Consider the following 17,828-nt stretch of genomic DNA (forward strand, 5'->3'; position numbering starts at 1 on the left):
GCGCCCCCGAGCACGGCGAAGGCCGCCGCCCCCGCCTGGTGGACGGAGCGCGACGGCCTCTGGTGACGGTGTTCTAGTTCCGCGCGCCGAACTCCGCACCGAGTTCACGGAACAGATCGGTGTTCATCGTGAACGCCAGTCGCGCCTCGTCGAGCACGCGATCGACTTCGGGACCTTCGAGGGGAAGCTGGTCCAGGGCCTCGCGGTACTCGCGCTTGAACGCGGCCGGATTGGTGATCTCGTCGAAGACGTAGAAGCGCACGCCGTCGCCCTTCTTGGGCAGGTCCCACAGCTTCTCGGCGGTGCCGCGGATGACCTGGCCGCCGGAGAGATCACCCAGGTAGCGGGTGTAGTGGTGGACGACGTACCCGGCCGGCCACTCCTGCGCGCACTCTTCGATGCGGGCGGCGTAGGCGGCGGTGGCCGGCAGCGGCTGCAGCTCGTCGCGCCAGTTCGCGCCGCCCAGGTGGGCCAGGTCGGTCTCGAGCGCGGCCAGGCGCGCCAGTTCCGGCTTCACGAACGGGCCCGCGACGGAGTCGGATGCCAGTGTGGCGGAATGCTTTTCGAGGGCCTCGTAGACGAACCAGAGCTGGCCGGTGTAGCGGAGGAAGGCCTCGACGCCGAGCTGGCCGGTGAGCAGGTCACGCATGAACGTGGAGTGCTCGGCCTCGTTGTGCTGCTGCTCGGTCGCGGTGCGAATGAGCGTCGAGAACGGGGCGGCGGCGGTGTCCGTGTCCAACATGGTCGGGCTCCTCGTGGTCAACTCCGGGGGCACCACTTTGGCTACCCTAACTTCCTCATCGACCCTACGCCCCAGCAACGATCGCGCGATTCGAACTTTGCGGCCCACCCACTCCAACTTTCGGATGATTTTTCCGATTCGCCGGTGCCGTTGGTCACAGGTTCTCAGCGGGCCTGGAGGTCGTGTGCGGTCCGCCGCAGCGCCACCGCGGCCCGGGCGAAGTAGTCGAAGAGCACCAAGCCCCTCGGCCGCGGCGGCGAACGGTCCCCGGCCTCGAACGCTGCGTCTCCGCCGTGAAGATCTGACCCGGCAGGCCGGGCCGGGCAGGGTTGACAAGCCCGCGACGCGTCTGCCAATCTCGCACTCAGGTCATGAGTACCAGCGCTAAGCCCCGGCTAGCTGGTCGGCAACCCTCCACCGCGGCGGGGTGCTCCGGGTGACGACCGGGCCGTCGCCCGACCGGGCGCGGCAAGCGCGGACTCACGATCGATTCCTGTTTTCCGATCGCGTGTCCCCTGAATCCGATGGGATTTGTGATGACCGCTTTCGCCGACCAGACCTGTGCTCCCCTCGCCACCGTGTCCGGCTGTGACCTCCGGGTTCCGCTGGTCCAGGGCGGGACCACGGGCTACGCCAACTTCGACTACGCCGCCAGCGCGCCCGCGTTGCGGCAGGTCACCGACCGGGTCGCCGACCTGCTGCCGTTCTACGCCAGCGTGCACCGCGGCGCCGGATACGCCTCCCGCGTCTCCACCGACTGCTACGAATCGGCCCGCGGCTCCGTCGCCCGCTTCCTCAACGCCGCCGACGACCAGGTGGTGGTCTTCACCCGCAACACCACCGACTCGCTGAACCTGCTGGCCGCGTGCGTGCCCGGCGACACCGTGGTGCTGGATGTCGAACACCACGCCAACTTCCTGCCCTGGACCCGGCACGGCCGCCGCGTGGTGCCGGTCGCCGACACCATCGAGGAGACCATCCAGCGACTGGTCGCCGAACTGTGCTCGAAACCCGCTGCGCTGCTGGCGGTTACCGGCGCTTCCAATGTGACCGGCGAACTGCTGCCGCTGGAACGGCTGGCCTGGATCGCGCACCAGTGCGGCACCCGCATCCTGGTCGACGCCGCCCAGCTGGCCCCGCACCGACGGATCGACCTGCGCACCACCGGCATCGACTACCTGGCCTTCTCCGGGCACAAGGCGTACGCGCCGTTCGGCGCCGGCGTCCTGGTCGGCCGCCGGGACTGGCTCGACGCCGCCGAGCCGTACCTGGCGGGCGGCGGCGCGGTGCGCTCGGTCACCGCCGACAGCGTGGAGTGGGCGCCCGCGCCGCAGCGCCACGAGGCCGGTTCCCCGAACGTGCTCGGGGTGGCCGCCCTGGCCGCCGCCTGCGACGCGCTCGCCGACCTGGACGAGACCACCGTCGTCGAGCACGAGCAGTACCTCACCCACCGGCTGCGCTACGGGCTGAAAACCGTTCCGGGCGTGAACTTCCTGCGCGTGTGGCGCGACAGCACCGACGCCGTCGGCATCGTCGCGTTCACGGTCGACGGCTTCGAGCCCGGCCAGGTGGCCGCGTACCTCTCCGCCGAACACGGGATCGGTGTGCGCGACGGACGGTTCTGCGCGCACCCGCTGCTGTCGCGGCTCGGGGTGGACGCGGCGCTGCGCGCCAGCATCGGACTCGGCACCACCGCCGCCGACGTGGACCGCCTCATCGACGCCGTCGCCACCCTGGTCGAGCACGGTCCGAGCTGGGATTACGCCCGCACCGACGGCCACTGGAACCCGATCCCGGAAACCCGGCCCTTCGGCGGTTCCGCGGACGGCGGAGCACCCTGCGGATTCTGAGTCGCGCGGAGCGGGTCAGGGCACCATGTAGCGAGCCGCGAGCTCCTCGACGAAAGGGTCGTCCTCGCTGACGGCTTCGAGCAGGTCCAGATCGTTCTGGACCGATACCTGCCGGGTGTCCTGCCGCTCCGGATCGGGCGGTCCGTCCTCGTCGAGCTGGCGGATCAGCTTGTTCCGAACCCGCTCCTTCAGCGATTCGCTCATAGCAAGAGCATCCTCCGCCTAGACGGGTGCGATCCACGTACCCCACGGCGTGTTCCGGACGACCGTGAACACGACGAGGAAGGCCACCGCGATCCACATCGCCGACCTGGGCAGAATCCGCGGTAGTCGCGGCGGCGTCGCCCGGCCCCGCCAGGCGCGCACCAGCCAGGTGCCCCACCAGGCGAGGAAGCCGAGCGTCAACGGCAACAGCAGCACATTGCTGTGGATGGCGTCGAGGAACCGGCCATCGGTCAGATTGTGCAGGCCGCGCAGGCCGCCGCAGCCGGGACACCAGTACCCGGTCAGTTCGTAGAACGGGCAGAACCCGTAGGCCCCCTGCACGTGCGGGTCCCGGAAGTGCAGCAGCGCCAGGCCGCCGGCGACGGCCGCGCCGCTCAGCAGCGGGAGTCCGACGCCGAGCCGTCGCGGGCGCGTCGGCCCTGGTTCGGCTCCCGCCGTCGGTACTGCTGCCGTGGTGTCCACGAGAATCAACGGTAGCCGGGCCGCCGCCCACCTGCCAGGTCGCGCCGAACTTCGCACCCCGGTCGCGCTGGGTCACATCCGATTGTGTTGCGGCCTCAGCGGATCGGGGCGCGTTCCACGACCGGGGCGGTGAGCGCGCCCGCGAGCATGTCCACGATTTCTCCCCAGGCATCCACATCCCCCGCGGCGACCTTGCCCGCCTCGACCGCGCGTTCGTGATCGGCGAGCAGCGCGAACAGCACGGTCGGCAGCGCGCGCAACCGCCGCAGCCGCAAGCGTTTCGGCAGGTCGGCGAGTTCCCGATCGAGCTGCTGCATGATCACGCGGACCGAGGTGCGCTGGGCGGAGGCCAGATTCGCGGCATCGGTGACGGCTCGATGGGTGTGGATTTGTTCGAGGAAGCGCGCGTAATGGTGGATCCCGTGCCGGTCCCCCAGTTCGAGCATGGGGATGACCAGTGCTTCGAGCAGGTCGTGAACGCTGGTCACGCCGGTGCCGGCCTGTTCGGCCAGCAATTCGAGGCGCCGGATCTCCAGGGTGGCGAGCCGGTGTTCGACCACCGCCTCGATGAGCCCGTCGCGGGAGCCGAAGTGGTACTGGACCGCGGAGTTGTTGCGCTGTTCGGCGGCCGCGGCGATATCGCGCAGCGGCACCGCCGGTCCGCGCTCGGCGATCAGCTGTTCCGCCGCCAGGATGATGCGCTCGCGCGCCCCCGTGACTGCCATTCGAGTACCGCCACCCTCCTTGTCCACAGTCTGCACTGTAGCCGTTCACCTGGGGATAAAGAACTTGTCCTTGACGGTTAAGAACTAATGCTTAAAAGTGTCGAGTGACTGTCGTCACCCTCGAAGGACTGAATTAGCGATGATCCTGGACACCTTCCGACTGGACGGCCGCGTCGCCGTCGTGACCGGCGCGGGCCGCGGCATCGGCGCCGCCACCGCCCTAGCGCTCGCCGAAGCCGGTGCGGACGTGGCCATCTCGGCCCGCACCGCCGCCCAGCTCGACGAGGTCGCCGGCAAGATCCGCGCGCTGGGCCGCCGGTGCGTCACCGTCCCCGCGGACCTGTCGGACCTCTCGGCCGTCACCGCGCTGGCCGAGACCGCCGCCGCCGAACTGGGCGGCATCGACATCGTGGTCAACAATGTCGGCGGCACCATGCCGAACACCTTCCTCACCAGCACCCCCGAGTTCCTGGAGGAGGCGTTCCGGTTCAACGTGTCGACCGCGCACGCCCTCACCCAGGCCGCGGTGCCGTACATGCTGAAGCGCGGCGGCGGCTCGGTCGTGAGCATCTCCTCGCGCATGGGCATCAGCGCGGGCCGCGGCTTCCTGGCCTACGGCACCGCCAAGGCCGCGCTCGCGCACTGGACCAAGCTGGCCGCCGCCGACCTGTCCCCGCGTATCCGGGTGAATGCCATCGCGGTCGGCTCGGTGCTCACCTCGGCACTGGAAGTCGTTGCGCAGCAACCGGAGATCAAGCAGCAGATGGAGGACGCCACCCCGCTGCACCGCCTCGGCGAGCCGTGGGAGATCGCCGCCGCCATCGTCTACCTGAGCTCCCGCGCGGGCGGCTACATCACCGGCAAGGTGCTCGAGGTGGACGGCGGCATCGACGCCCCCAACCTGGCCCTCCCCATCCCCGACCTGTAATCCGCCGCGCCCCAGGAGTTTTCCATGACCTACCGCGTAGTCCAGTGGAGCACAGGCAATGTCGGCCGCCGCGCCCTGCGCTCCATCATCAACCGCCCCGAACTCGAACTGGTCGGCGTCTGGGTGTCCAGCGTCGAGAAGGCCGGCAAGGATGCCGGTGAACTGGCCGGTCTCGACCGCGAGACCGGCGTCCTGGCCACCCGGGACGCCGAGGCCCTGCTGGCCCTGAAGCCCGACTGCATCGTCCACACCGCCATGGCCGACGACCGCCTGATGGAGGCCGTCGAGGACCTGAAGACCTTCCTCCGCGCCGGCATCAACGTGGTCTCCAGCAGCCCGGTCTTCCTCCAATTCCCTTACGGCACTCTGCCCGACGAGGCCATCGCCCCCATCATCGAGGCCGCCGAGGAAGGCGGCGCGTCCCTCTGGGTCAACGGCATCGACCCCGGCTGGGCCAACGACTGGCTGCCACTGCTCCTGTCCAGCGGCTCCGAGCGCATCGACCGGGTCATCTGCTCGGAGATCATGGACTATTCGACCTACGACAACCCGAAGGTCGTCTTCGACATCATGGGCTTCGGCAGCAAGCTCGACGACCTCCCCCTGCTCCTGCAGCCCGGCATCCTCACCCTCGCCTGGGGCAGCGTCATCCGCCAGCTCGCCGCCGCCCTCGACATCGAACTCGACTCGGTCACACAGCATTTCGAACGCCTCCCCGCGACCGAACCGATCCGCATCGGCGCCCACACCGTCGAGGAGGGCACCGCCGCCGCACTCCGCTTCCAGATCCACGGCATCCGCGACGGCCGCGAAATCCTCACCCTCGAACACGTCACCCGCCTCCACCCCGACCTGGCCCCCGACTGGCCCCAACCGGCCGGATCCGGTTGCTACCGAGTGGAAATCAAGGGCGAACCCGACTACCTCCTCGACCTGCAGCTCTACAGCAACGGCGACCACGCCGAAGCCGGAGTGGTCGGCACCGCCGCCCGCCTGGTCAGCACCATCCCCGCCGTCGTCCAAGCCCGCCCCGGCTTGCTGACCGCGATGGACCTCCCCCTGACCACCGGCCGCGGCCTCGTCTCCTGACCCGCCAACGACAAAGGTGAGGACCACAACGGTCCTCACCTTTTCTTTTGCCCTGGGGAATCGAACCCCCGACCGTTCCATAACGGCAGGTCACGACTGCGCCACATGGTTCAGCGCTGTTGATCACCTGAGTAAAATTCTGATCAGGTCGATCGCAGATGGGGGTATCTCCGCCCGAAAGGCAATGATGATGACCAACGAGACCTACCGAAATGTCATGCGTCAGCTGTTCACCACGTTCGTGCTGGCAGGGGTGGTGATGGCGGTTCCCGCGACGGCGGCAGGTCCGGCCGTGGCCACGGCGAGTGCGTCGTCCGGCGTCGTGCAGGTCGCCGAGCCGGTTCCGCCGCCTCCGCCGGTCCCGCCCCATGGCTGCGACAACGAAAACTGCGGGGAGGGCGGTGGGGGCGAGAAGACCTGCACCGATCCCAGCGAGACCGGGAACGGCTGCACCGACAACGGCGAACACGGCGGGACCGGAGGTGGGCCAGGGGTCGCCGAAGCCCGCGGAATCCACGACGGCACGGGTACGTCCCCAGCGATCGGGTAGCGGCGGAAACGACAACAGGTGGAGAGCGACAATCGCTCTCCACCTGCTTGTTTGGAGCCGCCTGGGGGAATCGAACCCCCGACCTTTTCATTACGAGTGAAGCGCTCTACCGACTGAGCTAAGGCGGCGTGCCTTCCGGCGGTGCGAGTCTATCGTCTCGGGGCCGGATCGCGAAAACGGGTGGTCGGGTGACCGGGAACACTCTCGGTCAGGCGGAACGGGCCGCCATCAGGGCGGCGACCATGGCGGCGAGGGCGAAGCGGGGCTTCACATTGGTCTCGAGGGCCTCGCGGCAGTCGAGGACCGCCTGGATGGAGAGGAGCAGGCCCTCGGGGCGGACGTCGGTGGCCAGTTCGCGGATCTGGTCGGCCATATCCGGGTGGGTGAGGGTGACGCCGGAGGAGGAATCGGCGGCGGCCGCACCGAAGCGGACGGCGAGGGCGTCGCGGTAGAGGCCCGCGACATCGATGAGGGAACGGTCCAGGGCATCGCGGCCGGTGCGGGTGGCGCGGGACTTCTGGCGTTTCTCCAGATCCTTGAGGGCGCCGGCGGAACCTCGGGTGGCCGATGCGGTGCCCTTGCCGGTGCCGCCGGCGCCGAGGGCGGTAGCCAGGGCGTCGCGTTCCTTCTCGTCGCGTTCGGCGCTGACCAGTTTGGCCTCGTCGTCGGCGGACTTCACCAGTTCGTCGGCGGCGGCGTAGGCCTGCGCCGGGCGGGCGGTCGCCGCGACCAGGGCCAGCGCCCGGCGGCGGCGGGCGCGGGCGTCGTCATCGGTGGCCAGCCGGCGGGCGCGGCCGACGTGGCCGCCACTCACCGAGGCCGCCCAACCGGCGACCTTGGCGTCCAGGCCGTCCCGGTCACGCAGCACCTGGGCGATCGACTCCACCGATGGCGACGCCAAATGCACGTGGCGGCAGCGGGATCGCAGGGTCACCGAGATGTCCTCCGGATCCACCGAAGGCGCGCAGAGCAGGAACACGGTGCGCGCCGGCGGCTCCTCGACCACCTTGAGCAGCACATTGCCGGCGGCCTCGGTCAAGCGGTCGGCGTCCTCGACCACGACGATCTGCCAGCGGCCGGTGCTCGGCCGCCGCGACGCCACCTGCACGATCTCGCGCATCTCCTTGGTGCCGATGCTCAAACCCTCCGGCACCACCCGGCGCACATCACCGTGGGTGCCGGCCATGGTGGTGGTGCAGGCGTGGCAGCGGCCGCAGCCGGGTGTTCCCTCGTCCGTGCACTGCAGGGCGGCCGCGAAACACAGCGCCGCCACCGACCGCCCCGAACCGGGCGGACCGGTGAACAACCAGGAATGCGTCATGGCCGACGACGATCCGGCCCCACCCCGCGCCGCCACCGCCGCAGCCGTCAACGCGGACTCGACCGCACCCTGGCCGACCAGCCGATCGAAGACACCCGCCACGCCGACCACCTTAGCGGCCACCCCCGACAGCGCCGCCGAGTGTCAGTTCGCGCGCTGGTATGTCGTGTTCGCGCCGTCCAGCGCCTCACGCAGGATATCCGCGTGGCCGGAATGGTGCGCGATCTCCCGCAGGATGTGCAGCAGGATGTAGCGCACGGTCAGCCACTCCCGCTCCGGCGCCCACGGGGCGGTCGGCGTCGGCACCGAATCCTCGAGGTTCGGCAGTTCGCGGATCAGCTTCGCGGTGTGCTCGGCCACCGCCTCCCACTCGGTGAGCAGCCCCGCGACCGTCTGGTCCGCGTCCAGCCGGTACTCGGAATCCATTCGGGAGACGTCGAATTCGGAGTTCGGGTCCCGCTCGACCAGGATGGTGGTCCAGTGCCGCTCGACATTCACACAATGACTGAGCAGCCCACCGAGGGTGAGTTCACTGATCGTGGTGCGCTGGCGCGCCTGTTCGTCGTCGATGCCCCGGACCGTGATCCGGAACAGGTCCCGCTGGCTCGCGAGAACCTTGATCAGCTCTTCCCGCTCGTGGTCGACCGTCATCGAATGCCCTTCCGCTGGTGCGTGTTCCGAACTGCACGCTACGGCAGGGCACCGACGATCGTCAGGATTGCGCCGACGCGGCGCTCTTCGTCGCGGCCTTCTTGACCGGGGCCTTCTTCGCCGCCGCGGCCTTCTTGGTGGTGACGCCGTCGGCCGTCTTGGCCGCCGCCTTCTTCGCCGCCGCCTTCTTGACCACGGTCTTGGCGACCGCCGTCTTCTTGGCCGGGGTCTTCTTCGCCGCCGCCTTCTTGGCCGTCTTCTTCGCGGCCTTCTTCACCGGGCCGCGCGCCCGCCGGTCCGCCAGCAGCTCCGAAGCCCGGGCGTCGGTGATGGATTCGACCTCGTCGCCCTTGCGCAGGCTGGCATTGGTCTCGCCATCGGTGACATACGGACCGAAACGGCCGTCCTTGATCACCATCGGCTTCTCCGACACCGGGTCGACGCCCAGTTCCCGCAGCGGCGGCGCGCTCGCCGCCTGCCCGCCGCGCCGCTTGGGCTCGGCGTAGATCTTGAGCGCCTCCTCGAGGGTCACCGTGAAGATCTGGTCCTCGTTGGTGAGCGACCGAGAGTCGGTGCCCTTCTTCAGGTACGGCCCGTAGCGACCGTTCTGCGAGGTGATCTCGTCCCCGGAAGTCGGGTCGACGCCGACCACGCGCGGCAACGACAGCAGCCGCAGCGCCTCGTCCAGCGTCACCGTCTCCACGCTCATGGACTTGAACAGCGAGCCGGTGCGCGGCTTCGGCTTGTCGGCCGCCTTCTTGGTCTTCTTCGCGCCGGTGTCGGCCTCCTCGACCGGCTCGGGCAGGACCTCGGTGACGTACGGGCCGAAACGTCCTTCCTTGGCGACGATTTCGTGCGCGGACACCGGATCCACACCCAGCGATCGACCCTCCTGCGGCGTCGCGAACAGCTTCTCCGCGACCTCCGGGGTCAGCTCGTCCGGCGGCAGATCGTCGGGCAGGTTGGCGCGCTGCGAGACCGGATCCCCGTCCGGGTCATCGGGATTGACGACCATGCGCTCCAGGTACGGCCCGAACTTGCCGACCCGGACCACCACATCGCGGCCCTCTTCGTCGGCGAAGAGCTTGATGGAGTTCACTTCTCGCGCGTCGATGCCGTCGAGCCGTTCGCCCACCATCTTTTTCAGGCCGCCCTCGCGCGCGACCGAACCCTGCGCACCGTGATCGCCACCGAAATAGAAGGAGGACAACCAGTTTCCGCGCTGCTCGCGACCGCCGGCGATGGCGTCGAGGTCATCTTCCATGGCCGCGGTGAAGTCGAAGTCCACCAGCCGCCCGAAGTGTTCCTCCAGCAGGCCGATCACCGCGAACGCCACCCACGACGGCACCAGCGCGCTACCGCGCTTGTACACGTAACCGCGGTCGAGAATGGTCTTGATGATCGAGGAGTAGGTGGACGGACGGCCGATGCCGAGGTCTTCCAGCGCCTTGATCAGCGAGGCTTCGGTGAATCGCGCGGGCGGATTGGTGGTGTGCCCGTCCGGCAGCAGCTCGATGGCGGTGACGCCCTGGCCCTCGGTCAGCGCGGGCAGGCGCGATTCGGCGTCATCGGACTGGCCGCCCGCCTCCTCGTCGACACTCTCCACGTACGCCTTGAGGAAGCCCGCGAAGGTGATGGTCCGGCCCGACGCCGAGAACACGCACTCCTCACCGGAATTCGCGACACCGGTGATGCGGACGGTCAGCGTGGTGCCGCGCGCGTCCTGCATCTGCGAGGCCACGGTGCGCTGCCAGATCAGCTCGTACAGACGGAATTCGTCGTTGTCGACCTTGTTGTGCAGCTGCCCCGGCGTGGCGAAGGTGTCACCGGCGGGGCGAATCGCCTCGTGTGCTTCCTGCGCGTTCTTGACCTTGCGCGTGTACTGGCGCGGCGTCGGGCTGACGTACTCCGCACCGTACAACTGGGTGGCCTGCGACCGCGCCGCCTGAATCGCCGACTCCGACAGCGTCGTCGAGTCGGTACGCATGTAGGTGATGTAGCCGTTCTCGTACAGCCGCTGCGCCACCCGCATGGTGCGCTCGGAGGTGAAACGCAGCTTGCGTGCCGCCTCCTGTTGCAGGGTCGAGGTCATGAACGGCGCGTACGGCTTTCGCGTGTACGGCTTGGACTCCACCGAGGTGACGGCGAGATTCACACCGTGCAGCGACTCGGCCAGGTGCTGCGCGTCGTGGGCGTGTAGCACCCGCACGGTCGGGGCATTGCGCTCGCCGGACTTCAGCTGCCCGTCGGCGCCGAAATCACGACCGGTCGCGACCCGCAGACCGTCGACACTGACCAGGCGCGCGCCGAAGACCCGCGGATTCCCGCCGTCCTCCTTGCCGCCGGCATCCAGTTTGGCCGCGATGTCCCAGTACTCCGCGGACCGGAACGCCATGCGCTCCCGCTCGCGCTGCACGATGACGCGCGTCGCCACGGACTGCACGCGGCCCGCCGACAGCCGCGGCATGACCTTCTTCCACAGCACCGGCGACACTTCGTAGCCGTAGAGGCGGTCCAGGATGCGCCGCGTCTCCTGCGCGTCGACCAGATCCTGGTCCAGTTCCCGGGTGTCGGCGGCGGCCGCGCGGATCGCGGGCTCGGTGATCTCGTGGAACACCATGCGCCGGACCGGCACCTTGGGCTTGAGGGTTTCGAGCAGATGCCAGGCGATGGCCTCGCCCTCGCGGTCGGGGTCGGTGGCGAGGTAGAGCTCGTCGGCGTCGGCCAGCAGGCTCTTCAGCTCGCTGACCTTCCCCTTCTTTTCGGGGCTGACAACATAGATGGGCTCGAAATCATGGTCGACGTCGACGCCGAGCCGGGCCCACTGTTGTCCTTTGTATTTGGCGGGCACATCCGCCGCACCACGCGGCAGGTCCCGAATGTGGCCGACCGACGCCTCGACCACATAACCGCGGCCCAGATACGGGGCGATCTTCTTGGCCTTCGTCGGCGACTCGACGATCACGAGACGACGCAGGGAACGGCCCTGGTCGGGCGCTGCCTCGGGGTTCGGCGCTGCACCGCGGTCTCGTGTTGCCACCGGCGAACACACCTTTCGTCTCGATCCGCGCCGGAGCTTGGTGTACGCGCTCTACGCGGCTGGGGCAAAGCGGCTGCGATGTCCGATATCGCTGCCAGCAACGTTTATACCGTGTTCAAAGGCCGCGGCTGGTGCGCGGCGACGATGTAGCCCCTGATCGTGATCGAGTGTAATGGGTCAAGATATGGGTCGTCCCCCACCGCCGGCGGCGATGGGGGACGGAACCTTAGGGGTTGGCGCGCTCAGAGCGCGCGAACACCGGTGGCCTGCGGGCCCTTGGTGCCCTGACCAACCTCGAACTCGACCTTCTGGTTCTCCTCGAGGGTGCGGAAGCCCGACCCCTGGATCTCGGAGTAGTGGACGAAGACGTCAGCGGAGCCGTCCTCGGGCGCGATGAAGCCGAACCCCTTCTCCGCGTTGAACCACTTCACAGTTCCCTGTGCCATTCTGTTCCTTCTCTTTCCATACCGGAACGGCGGACAACTGGGTTCATCCACCGGGTCCGTTGAGACCGCTGTACTCTGTTCCCCCTGCAGGAAAGCACCTAGTACACCGTTCGCAACATCGATCCTGCTGATGGTTTGGACTTTAGATCCGTTCCCTCGAACACAGAAGCTTGCGACCAGGGACCAGTGAACCATGTCTTCGGGCAATTCAACAGCGGAGTTACCCACAATTTGCAAAAAAGTTGATCTTGCGAATGCGCAGGTGAGGGGCATAATGCCCAAATCCGTACTTGAAGTTGGTTTGCTTCCGGATAACAGAGCGAGCATCTGGCAAACAGGGTGTGAGGCAGGTCGCTACCCTGTAGTGAAATGGCAGGTAGAGCGGCGGACGCACACACGTTTCGCACCCCTTCGGCGTGTCGCGATGGCGCTTCGATGATTGATCGAGATCCGGCGCCGCGATCCGGAGATGCGAGCGACATCAGCTACGGGAGATCGTTGCTGAATCGTGTCCTAAACGGCCCTGTTTCAGGTGACCCCCGGCTCACCCATGTTCGTGAGCTACCACCGCGCGCGGCGCAGGTCACGAAATGGCCCGAATGGACATCTCCCGACGTCATCGCCGCAGTTCAGGCGGCCGGCGTCGCGGAGCCGTGGAGCCACCAGAGCCGGGCCGCGGACCTCGCCGCGGCGGGCCGGCACGTGGTGGTGTCGACCGGAACGGCGTCTGGAAAGTCGCTGGCGTACCAGCTGCCGGTGCTGACCGCGCTACAGGAGGATCCGCGGGCCACCGCGCTGTATCTCGCGCCGACCAAAGCGCTGGGAGCCGACCAGCTGCGCATGGTCAACGAGCTGACCAGCGAAGATCCGCTGCGGAGCATCCATCCCGCGCCCTACGACGGCGACACGCCGGCGGAGATCCGGCAGTGGGTGCGAGCGCACGCGCGCTGGGTCTTCACCAATCCGGACATGCTGCACGTCGGCATGTTGCGGTCGCATCAGCGGTGGGCGCGGCTGTTTCGGCAGCTGAAGTACATCGTGGTCGACGAATGCCATATCTACCGGGGAGTTTTCGGGTCGCACGTGGCCCTGGTGCTGCGCCGACTCCGGCGACTCGCCGAGCGGTACGGGGCCGATCCGGTCTTCGTGCTGTGCTCGGCGACCGCCGCCGACCCCGCCGCCACCGCCGAGAAGCTCATCGGCGCACCGTGTGTCGCGGTCACCGAGGACGGGTCGCCGCAGGGCGCGCGGACCGTGGCGCTGTGGGAGCCGCCGCTCGTCGGCAGCGGCGTGACCGGGGAAAACGGTGCGGCCCTGCGGCGTTCGGCCGGGGCGGAAGCGGCCACCGTGATGGCCGATCTGGTCGCCGAGGGCGCCCGCACCCTGACCTTCGTGCGGTCCCGGCGCGGCGCGGAACTCATCGCCATGGACACCCGGCGGCTGCTCGCCGACGTGGACGCGGGACTGCCCGGGCGTGTCGCGGCCTATCGGGCCGGGTACCTGGCCGAGGACCGGCGCGCCCTGGAAGCCGCCCTGTCGGAGGGCACGCTACTGGGGGCGGCCACCACGAATGCCCTGGAACTGGGCGTGGACATCGCCGGACTGGACGCCGTCGTGGTGGCGGGATACCCGGGGACGGTCGCCTCGTTCTGGCAGCAGGCCGGGCGCGCCGGGCGCCGCACGCAGGGGTCGTTGGTGCTGCTCATCGCCCGTGACGACCCGCTGGACACCTACCTCGTGCACCACCCGGAAGCGCTGCTCGGGCGGCCGCTGGAAGCGACGATCACCGACCCGCACAATCCGTACGTGCTCGGGCCGCACCTGCTGTGCGCGGCGCTGGAACAGCCGCTCAGCGACGCCGAGGTGCACGCCTTCGAAGCCTGGGAACTGCTGTCCGACCTGGCCGAACAGGGTCTGATCCGGCGGCGCGCGGGGGTGGCGCGGGACGGGTCGGCGCGCTGGTTCGTGACGGCCGACGCGCACCCGCACGACGCGGTGGACGTGCGCGGCGGCATCGGCACCGCGATCGCCGTGGTGGACGTCGAATCGGGGCGCATGCTGGGCACCACCGACGCCGGGCGCGCCCCCGCCACCCTGCACCCGGGCGCGGTGCACCTGCATCAGGGCGAGAGCTATGTGGTCGACGAGCTGGACCTGGAGGAGGGTGTCGCCCTGGTCCGCGCCGACACGCCGGGGTGGAGCACCAGCGCGCGGGCGGTGACCACGCTGGAGATCGAGGCGGTCACCGAGGAACGGCGGTACGGCTCGGTCACCACGGGTTTGGCCCAGGTGCTGGTCACCCGGCAGGTCATCGCCTACCTGCGCAGACTGCCCAGCGGCGAGGTGCTGGACCTGATCTCGCTGGACATGCCCGCCCAGACCCTGCCGACCCGGGCGGTGTACTACACGGTCACGCCGGATCTGCTGGCCCGGGCCGGGATCGATGCGCGACACGCCGCGGGCGCGCTGCACGCGACCGAACACGCCGCCATCGGCATGCTGCCGCTGGTCGCGACCTGCGATCGGTGGGACATCGGCGGAGTGTCGACGGCTGAACATGCCGACACCGGCCTGCCGACAGTATTCGTCTACGACGGACATCCCGGCGGGGCCGGATTCGCCGAACGCGGGTTCCTGCGACTGCGACACTGGCTCACCGCCACGCTGGGCGTGATCGACTCCTGCGGCTGCGCGGCCGGGTGCCCGTCCTGCGTGCAGTCGCCCAAGTGCGGGAACGGCAACAATCCCCTGGACAAGGCCGGGGCAGCCCGGCTCCTCCGGGCGGTTCTGGCCGATCTCGGCGAAGGTGACGACGGCACTCCCGAACCGTGACGCCGCCGTCGCCGCGGTGAGACCGGAGCGCCATCCGACCAACCGGTCGGCGTCGTCAACTGGCAGATATCGGGCCGAATCCGGATGCTGGAGGGTGGCGGCGACACGCCGAGGCGTCAAGTCGATTAAAAAGGGATGTGATCCTGTTAACTGAGGGGTTGCTCCACTCGAATATGTCACCCGCGGATTTACCTGTGCATTCATTCGAATGAGTCTCGGGCAACGAATTGCAATGCAATCGACACCTCTTCAATTCGCCTAAAGCTTTCATCGAATTTCCGCATTGATCGACCACCGATGTGGCCCGCGCCATCACAATTCTAACCAACCGCTCGGTACGAGATATCCCCTCGCAACCCCAGGTCATCCCCCAAGCCGGCCCGAGCGGCGGCCCGGACATCCCGCTCCCCGATCGGCCCGAGCCACACCCGCCCGACGACCGTCACCGTCACGTCCCATCCCCGCGCCTCGCACCCGACAGACCGGACACCCATGCGGTCCGCGATCTCGGCGGCCCGGCGGCACGCGGCGCCGACACCGCCGTCCAGGGCACCCGCCGCCGCGAGCGCGCCCAGATCCGCGGCGGCCTGCACCCGATGCCGGGCCGTGACCGCCACCCCGACCTGCGCGACCAGGATCGTCACCGCGAACAGGCCGATCAGCGCCAGGCACGCGGTCACCGTCACCCCGCCCGAATCCCACGTCGCGCGATCCCGGCGCAGGCGGATCATGGCGACTCCCCCGGTTCCCGAGCCGCGACCGCCGCCGCGTGCAGCGTCACCGGGACCAGCGCGGCGTGGGCGCTCACCTCGGCCACCACGAGCTCCCCCTCGGACCGGACGACGATCCGGGCATCCGACGGTGCCAGCCGCCGGGCGGTCGCGACGCCCGCGTCGGTCTCGCCGCGAGCCGCCAGCCGGGCCGCCTCACGGGCGGCGTCGACACAGCGCACCTGCGCCGACACCGCCAGCAGGGCGCCCACCCCGAGAATCACGACCGCGACCAGCGCGGCCAGCGCGATCGCCGCCTCAACGGTCGCCATCCCCGCCTCGGCATGATCAGGTGGTGTGGCATACGTCACTTGACGGGAGTCTTCAGAGCTCGGTCGATGATGGCGGTCAGGGCGCTCACGATGCTGTTCCCGGTGACCACGGTGTAGAGCACCGCGCCGAAGGCCGCGGCCGCGATGGTGCCGATCGCGTACTCGGCGGTGCTCATGCCGGAGTCGGCGGTCAGGGCGTGCAGCAGTCTGGCGCGCAGTTCCCAGTACAGGTGCCGGACGGTCGTTCCCACGGTCTCTCCCTCCCTCGTCGCGGCGCGGCCGTTCCGCGCCGGCACAGTCGTCGGCGGTCACAGCAGACCGCCGTCCAGTACCCGGCCCGCCAGACCCAGCACCACCGGGACGATGCCCAGGCATACGAAGGCGGGCAGGAAGCAGAGACCGAGCGGGCCGCCGATCAGCACCCCGGCCCGCTCGGCGCGGGCGGCGGCGGCATCCTCGAGCTCCCCGCGGCGGCGTTCCGCCAATTCGGTGACGGCGGTGGCCAATCCGGTCCCCGAACGCGCCGACCGGCGGGCCATCCGGGCCAGCGCCGCCACCGCGTCGTCGGCGATGCCCTCGGTGGCCTGCGCCCAGGCGCTCGTCGGATCCGCGCCCAGCATCAGCAGATCCGAGACCCGCGACAGTGCCGACGCCAAGGGCTCAGGCGATTCGGTGGCCACCGCGGCGGCAGCCTGTGCGGTGGGCAGTCCGGCTCGCAGGCAGGCCGCGAGCAGATCGAGCGCCGAGGCGACACCCAGCACGTCCGGATCGGCCGGATACGCCGACGGCACCGGCGGTTCCGCCGACGTCGAGTCGCGCATCCAGCGCAGTCTGCGCACCGCGCCGCCCCGACCCGGCAGGACCAGCAGGGCGAGGGCCGCCAGCACAGCGACAGCCGGACTCATCGCAGCACCTTGCCCGCGATGGCATCGGACCACAGCAGACCGGCACAGGTGAGCGCGGAACCCAACGGCAGCAAAGCCGTTCCCGCCGGGGACAGGAACAGTACCCGCAGTGGGGCCGCGCCCATCAGCTGTCCGAGGCCGATACCGAGCACCGGCAGTAGGGCCAGCACCACCGCTGTCGCCCGGGCTCCGGCCAGCGCCGCGGCGGTGCGGTCCCGGAAGCGCTTGCGACCCAGTAGATCCAGACGGGCGGCCGTCAGCAGCTCGGCCAATGCGAGACCGTACCGTTCCGCCACCCGCCAGGCACCGGCCACCCGGGACAGTTCTCGAGCCACCACCGAATCGGGGCGGCGCAGGCCCTCAGCGCCGGACCCTCCCAGCCGGCTGCGCGCGGAGCTGACCGCGAAGGCCCTGGCCACCTCACCCTCGGTCTCGACGGCCGCCACCGCGGCCGCCGCGCTCGGGTGCGCGCCAATGCGCAGTTCACCGATCACCGCCTCCAGCCCCTCCAGGAGCTGCGCGGTGGCGGCGATCCGCGACCGCTCCCGACGGGTACGCCGAGAGCGGATCACAAGGGTCGCGAGAATCAGCAGACCCGCCAGAACCGGTCCGGGACCGGCGAACAGAAGCAGGGGCGCGGCGGCGAGCGGCAGAGCACGAACGGTCCAGGTGCACTGCGCCTTTCGCGCGACCGCAGGTTGATCGAACAACATGTTCATCCGTCGCCGGGCGATGGGCGGCGGCAACACGAACAGCGCGAGCGCGACACACGCCAGCACGGACGCGGGCTGGCCGATGGTGGTCGACATCAGTTGCCTTCGCTCATCGACGTTGTCGACTCATCTTGTGCCCCACGGGAATCACTGTTCGAACAGCGACAGCATCCGACGGGCCGGGCCAGCCTGATACCTGGGAACCGCGACCCGTGCACCCCGAATGGATTGCAGCACGGCGCATTACCGACCGGAACCGGGTAGGTCTTCTCCAGACGGACACGTGGAGCCTCCGCGGGCCGCGGGC

18 protein-coding genes, 1 tRNA gene and 1 riboswitch are annotated in these 17,828 nt (G+C 69.3%); of the genes, 5 read left to right on the top strand and 14 right to left on the bottom strand.

Features of this window, described 5'->3' with window-relative positions; translation table 11 throughout:
- Nucleotides 1–73: 73 nt before the first annotated feature.
- Entirely contained in the window at nucleotides 74–742 is a 669-nt protein-coding gene (locus ACWEOI_RS03485) for a biliverdin-producing heme oxygenase (protein ID WP_433670073.1), read from the bottom strand.
- Nucleotides 743–1,109: 367 nt separating this feature from the next.
- A riboswitch (SAM riboswitch) is annotated at nucleotides 1,110–1,223 on the top strand.
- 55 nt (nucleotides 1,224–1,278) lie between these two features.
- On the opposite strand from ACWEOI_RS03485, the gene ACWEOI_RS03490 reads away from it, so the two are divergent.
- Nucleotides 1,279–2,592, top strand: coding sequence for an aminotransferase class V-fold PLP-dependent enzyme (locus tag ACWEOI_RS03490; protein WP_452358837.1), 1,314 nt, complete (start codon nucleotides 1,279–1,281; stop codon nucleotides 2,590–2,592).
- 15 nt (nucleotides 2,593–2,607) lie between these two features.
- Here the strand turns inward: ACWEOI_RS03490 and ACWEOI_RS03495 are convergent, their stop codons facing one another.
- The 3 genes from ACWEOI_RS03495 to ACWEOI_RS03505 form a co-directional block, all read right to left on the bottom strand.
- The gene (locus ACWEOI_RS03495) at nucleotides 2,608–2,796 is read right to left on the bottom strand and encodes a hypothetical protein (protein WP_433670070.1); all 189 of its coding nucleotides are present in this window, start codon (nucleotides 2,794–2,796) and stop codon (nucleotides 2,608–2,610) included.
- Between the two features lie 18 nt (nucleotides 2,797–2,814).
- The gene (locus tag ACWEOI_RS03500; RefSeq protein ID WP_357087566.1) at nucleotides 2,815–3,279 is read right to left on the bottom strand and encodes a DUF2752 domain-containing protein; all 465 of its coding nucleotides are present in this window, start codon (nucleotides 3,277–3,279) and stop codon (nucleotides 2,815–2,817) included.
- Between the two features lie 95 nt (nucleotides 3,280–3,374).
- Nucleotides 3,375–4,004, bottom strand: a complete 630-nt coding sequence (locus ACWEOI_RS03505; RefSeq protein ID WP_433670069.1) for a TetR family transcriptional regulator — start codon at nucleotides 4,002–4,004, stop codon at nucleotides 3,375–3,377.
- 139 nt (nucleotides 4,005–4,143) lie between these two features.
- Here ACWEOI_RS03505 and ACWEOI_RS03510 point away from each other — a divergent pair, with 139 nt between their 5' ends.
- The 3 genes from ACWEOI_RS03510 (at nucleotide 4,144) to ACWEOI_RS03520 (ending at nucleotide 6,571) form a co-directional block, all read left to right on the top strand.
- Nucleotides 4,144–4,932, top strand: coding sequence for an SDR family oxidoreductase (locus ACWEOI_RS03510; RefSeq protein ID WP_433670067.1), 789 nt, complete (start codon nucleotides 4,144–4,146; stop codon nucleotides 4,930–4,932).
- A 24-nt stretch (nucleotides 4,933–4,956) separates the two neighbouring features.
- The gene (locus tag ACWEOI_RS03515; RefSeq protein WP_433670065.1) at nucleotides 4,957–6,021 is read left to right on the top strand and encodes an NAD(P)H-dependent amine dehydrogenase family protein; all 1,065 of its coding nucleotides are present in this window, start codon (nucleotides 4,957–4,959) and stop codon (nucleotides 6,019–6,021) included.
- Between the two features lie 190 nt (nucleotides 6,022–6,211).
- Nucleotides 6,212–6,571 carry a hypothetical protein gene (locus tag ACWEOI_RS03520; RefSeq protein ID WP_452358838.1) on the top strand — a complete coding sequence of 120 codons (360 nt, stop codon included), beginning with the start codon at nucleotides 6,212–6,214 and terminating at the stop codon, nucleotides 6,569–6,571.
- Nucleotides 6,572–6,623: 52 nt separating this feature from the next.
- On the opposite strand, the gene ACWEOI_RS03525 is transcribed toward ACWEOI_RS03520, so the two are convergent.
- The 5 genes from ACWEOI_RS03525 to ACWEOI_RS03545 form a co-directional block, all read right to left on the bottom strand.
- Nucleotides 6,624–6,699 (bottom strand) — tRNA-Thr (locus ACWEOI_RS03525).
- Between the two features lie 80 nt (nucleotides 6,700–6,779).
- On the bottom strand, nucleotides 6,780–7,994 hold the full coding sequence (locus ACWEOI_RS03530) for a DNA polymerase III subunit delta' (RefSeq protein ID WP_452358839.1): 1,215 nt from the start codon (nucleotides 7,992–7,994) through the stop codon (nucleotides 6,780–6,782).
- Nucleotides 7,995–8,036: 42 nt separating this feature from the next.
- A complete protein-coding gene (locus tag ACWEOI_RS03535; RefSeq protein WP_404204449.1) occupies nucleotides 8,037–8,543 on the bottom strand; it encodes a DinB family protein in 507 nt (168 codons plus the stop codon).
- Between the two features lie 61 nt (nucleotides 8,544–8,604).
- Nucleotides 8,605–11,508 carry a type I DNA topoisomerase gene (topA, locus tag ACWEOI_RS03540; RefSeq protein WP_452359188.1) on the bottom strand — a complete coding sequence of 968 codons (2,904 nt, stop codon included), beginning with the start codon at nucleotides 11,506–11,508 and terminating at the stop codon, nucleotides 8,605–8,607.
- A 317-nt stretch (nucleotides 11,509–11,825) separates the two neighbouring features.
- Nucleotides 11,826–12,029: a cold-shock protein gene (locus tag ACWEOI_RS03545; protein ID WP_029925108.1), complete on the bottom strand. Its 204-nt coding sequence runs from the start codon at nucleotides 12,027–12,029 to the stop codon at nucleotides 11,826–11,828.
- A 435-nt stretch (nucleotides 12,030–12,464) separates the two neighbouring features.
- On the opposite strand from ACWEOI_RS03545, the gene ACWEOI_RS03550 reads away from it, so the two are divergent.
- Entirely contained in the window at nucleotides 12,465–14,861 is a 2,397-nt protein-coding gene (locus tag ACWEOI_RS03550; protein WP_452358840.1) for a DEAD/DEAH box helicase, read from the top strand.
- A 320-nt stretch (nucleotides 14,862–15,181) separates the two neighbouring features.
- On the opposite strand, the gene ACWEOI_RS03555 is transcribed toward ACWEOI_RS03550, so the two are convergent.
- From ACWEOI_RS03555 to ACWEOI_RS03575, 5 genes are all read right to left on the bottom strand, one after another.
- On the bottom strand, nucleotides 15,182–15,592 hold the full coding sequence (locus ACWEOI_RS03555; RefSeq protein ID WP_452358841.1) for an Rv3654c family TadE-like protein: 411 nt from the start codon (nucleotides 15,590–15,592) through the stop codon (nucleotides 15,182–15,184).
- On the bottom strand, nucleotides 15,589–15,903 hold the full coding sequence (locus tag ACWEOI_RS03560) for a TadE family type IV pilus minor pilin (RefSeq protein ID WP_452358842.1): 315 nt from the start codon (nucleotides 15,901–15,903) through the stop codon (nucleotides 15,589–15,591). The genes ACWEOI_RS03555 and ACWEOI_RS03560 overlap by 4 nt, the downstream gene beginning before the upstream one ends.
- A gap of 35 nt (nucleotides 15,904–15,938) precedes the next feature.
- Nucleotides 15,939–16,133 (bottom strand): DUF4244 domain-containing protein, encoded by a 195-nt coding sequence (locus ACWEOI_RS03565; RefSeq protein ID WP_433673213.1) that lies wholly within the window; start codon nucleotides 16,131–16,133, stop codon nucleotides 15,939–15,941.
- Between the two features lie 78 nt (nucleotides 16,134–16,211).
- Entirely contained in the window at nucleotides 16,212–16,808 is a 597-nt protein-coding gene (locus tag ACWEOI_RS03570; protein ID WP_433670054.1) for a type II secretion system F family protein, read from the bottom strand.
- Nucleotides 16,805–17,617: a type II secretion system F family protein gene (locus ACWEOI_RS03575; RefSeq protein WP_452358843.1), complete on the bottom strand. Its 813-nt coding sequence runs from the start codon at nucleotides 17,615–17,617 to the stop codon at nucleotides 16,805–16,807. The genes ACWEOI_RS03570 and ACWEOI_RS03575 overlap by 4 nt, the downstream gene beginning before the upstream one ends.
- Nucleotides 17,618–17,828 lie beyond the last annotated feature (211 nt).

Source organism: Nocardia sp. NPDC004340 (assembly GCF_053602575.1).

Excerpts from the sequence above, each read along its gene's own strand:
- ACWEOI_RS03550 (WP_452358840.1), top strand. The coding sequence starts at position 12,465 with ATGATTGATCGAGATCCGGCGCCGCGATCCGGAGATGCGAGCGACATC.
- ACWEOI_RS03570 (WP_433670054.1), bottom strand. The coding sequence starts at position 16,808 with ATGAGTCCGGCTGTCGCTGTGCTGGCGGCCCTCGCCCTGCTGGTCCTG.
- ACWEOI_RS03490 (WP_452358837.1), top strand. The coding sequence starts at position 1,279 with ATGACCGCTTTCGCCGACCAGACCTGTGCTCCCCTCGCCACCGTGTCC.
- ACWEOI_RS03520 (WP_452358838.1), top strand. The coding sequence starts at position 6,212 with ATGACCAACGAGACCTACCGAAATGTCATGCGTCAGCTGTTCACCACG.
- ACWEOI_RS03510 (WP_433670067.1), top strand. The coding sequence starts at position 4,144 with ATGATCCTGGACACCTTCCGACTGGACGGCCGCGTCGCCGTCGTGACC.
- ACWEOI_RS03485 (WP_433670073.1), bottom strand. The coding sequence starts at position 742 with ATGTTGGACACGGACACCGCCGCCGCCCCGTTCTCGACGCTCATTCGC.
- ACWEOI_RS03560 (WP_452358842.1), bottom strand. The coding sequence starts at position 15,903 with ATGGCGACCGTTGAGGCGGCGATCGCGCTGGCCGCGCTGGTCGCGGTC.
- ACWEOI_RS03535 (WP_404204449.1), bottom strand. The coding sequence starts at position 8,543 with ATGACGGTCGACCACGAGCGGGAAGAGCTGATCAAGGTTCTCGCGAGC.
- ACWEOI_RS03495 (WP_433670070.1), bottom strand. The coding sequence starts at position 2,796 with ATGAGCGAATCGCTGAAGGAGCGGGTTCGGAACAAGCTGATCCGCCAG.
- ACWEOI_RS03575 (WP_452358843.1), bottom strand. The coding sequence starts at position 17,617 with ATGTCGACCACCATCGGCCAGCCCGCGTCCGTGCTGGCGTGTGTCGCG.
- ACWEOI_RS03545 (WP_029925108.1), bottom strand. The coding sequence starts at position 12,029 with ATGGCACAGGGAACTGTGAAGTGGTTCAACGCGGAGAAGGGGTTCGGC.
- ACWEOI_RS03555 (WP_452358841.1), bottom strand. The coding sequence starts at position 15,592 with ATGATCCGCCTGCGCCGGGATCGCGCGACGTGGGATTCGGGCGGGGTG.
- ACWEOI_RS03515 (WP_433670065.1), top strand. The coding sequence starts at position 4,957 with ATGACCTACCGCGTAGTCCAGTGGAGCACAGGCAATGTCGGCCGCCGC.
- ACWEOI_RS03505 (WP_433670069.1), bottom strand. The coding sequence starts at position 4,004 with ATGGCAGTCACGGGGGCGCGCGAGCGCATCATCCTGGCGGCGGAACAG.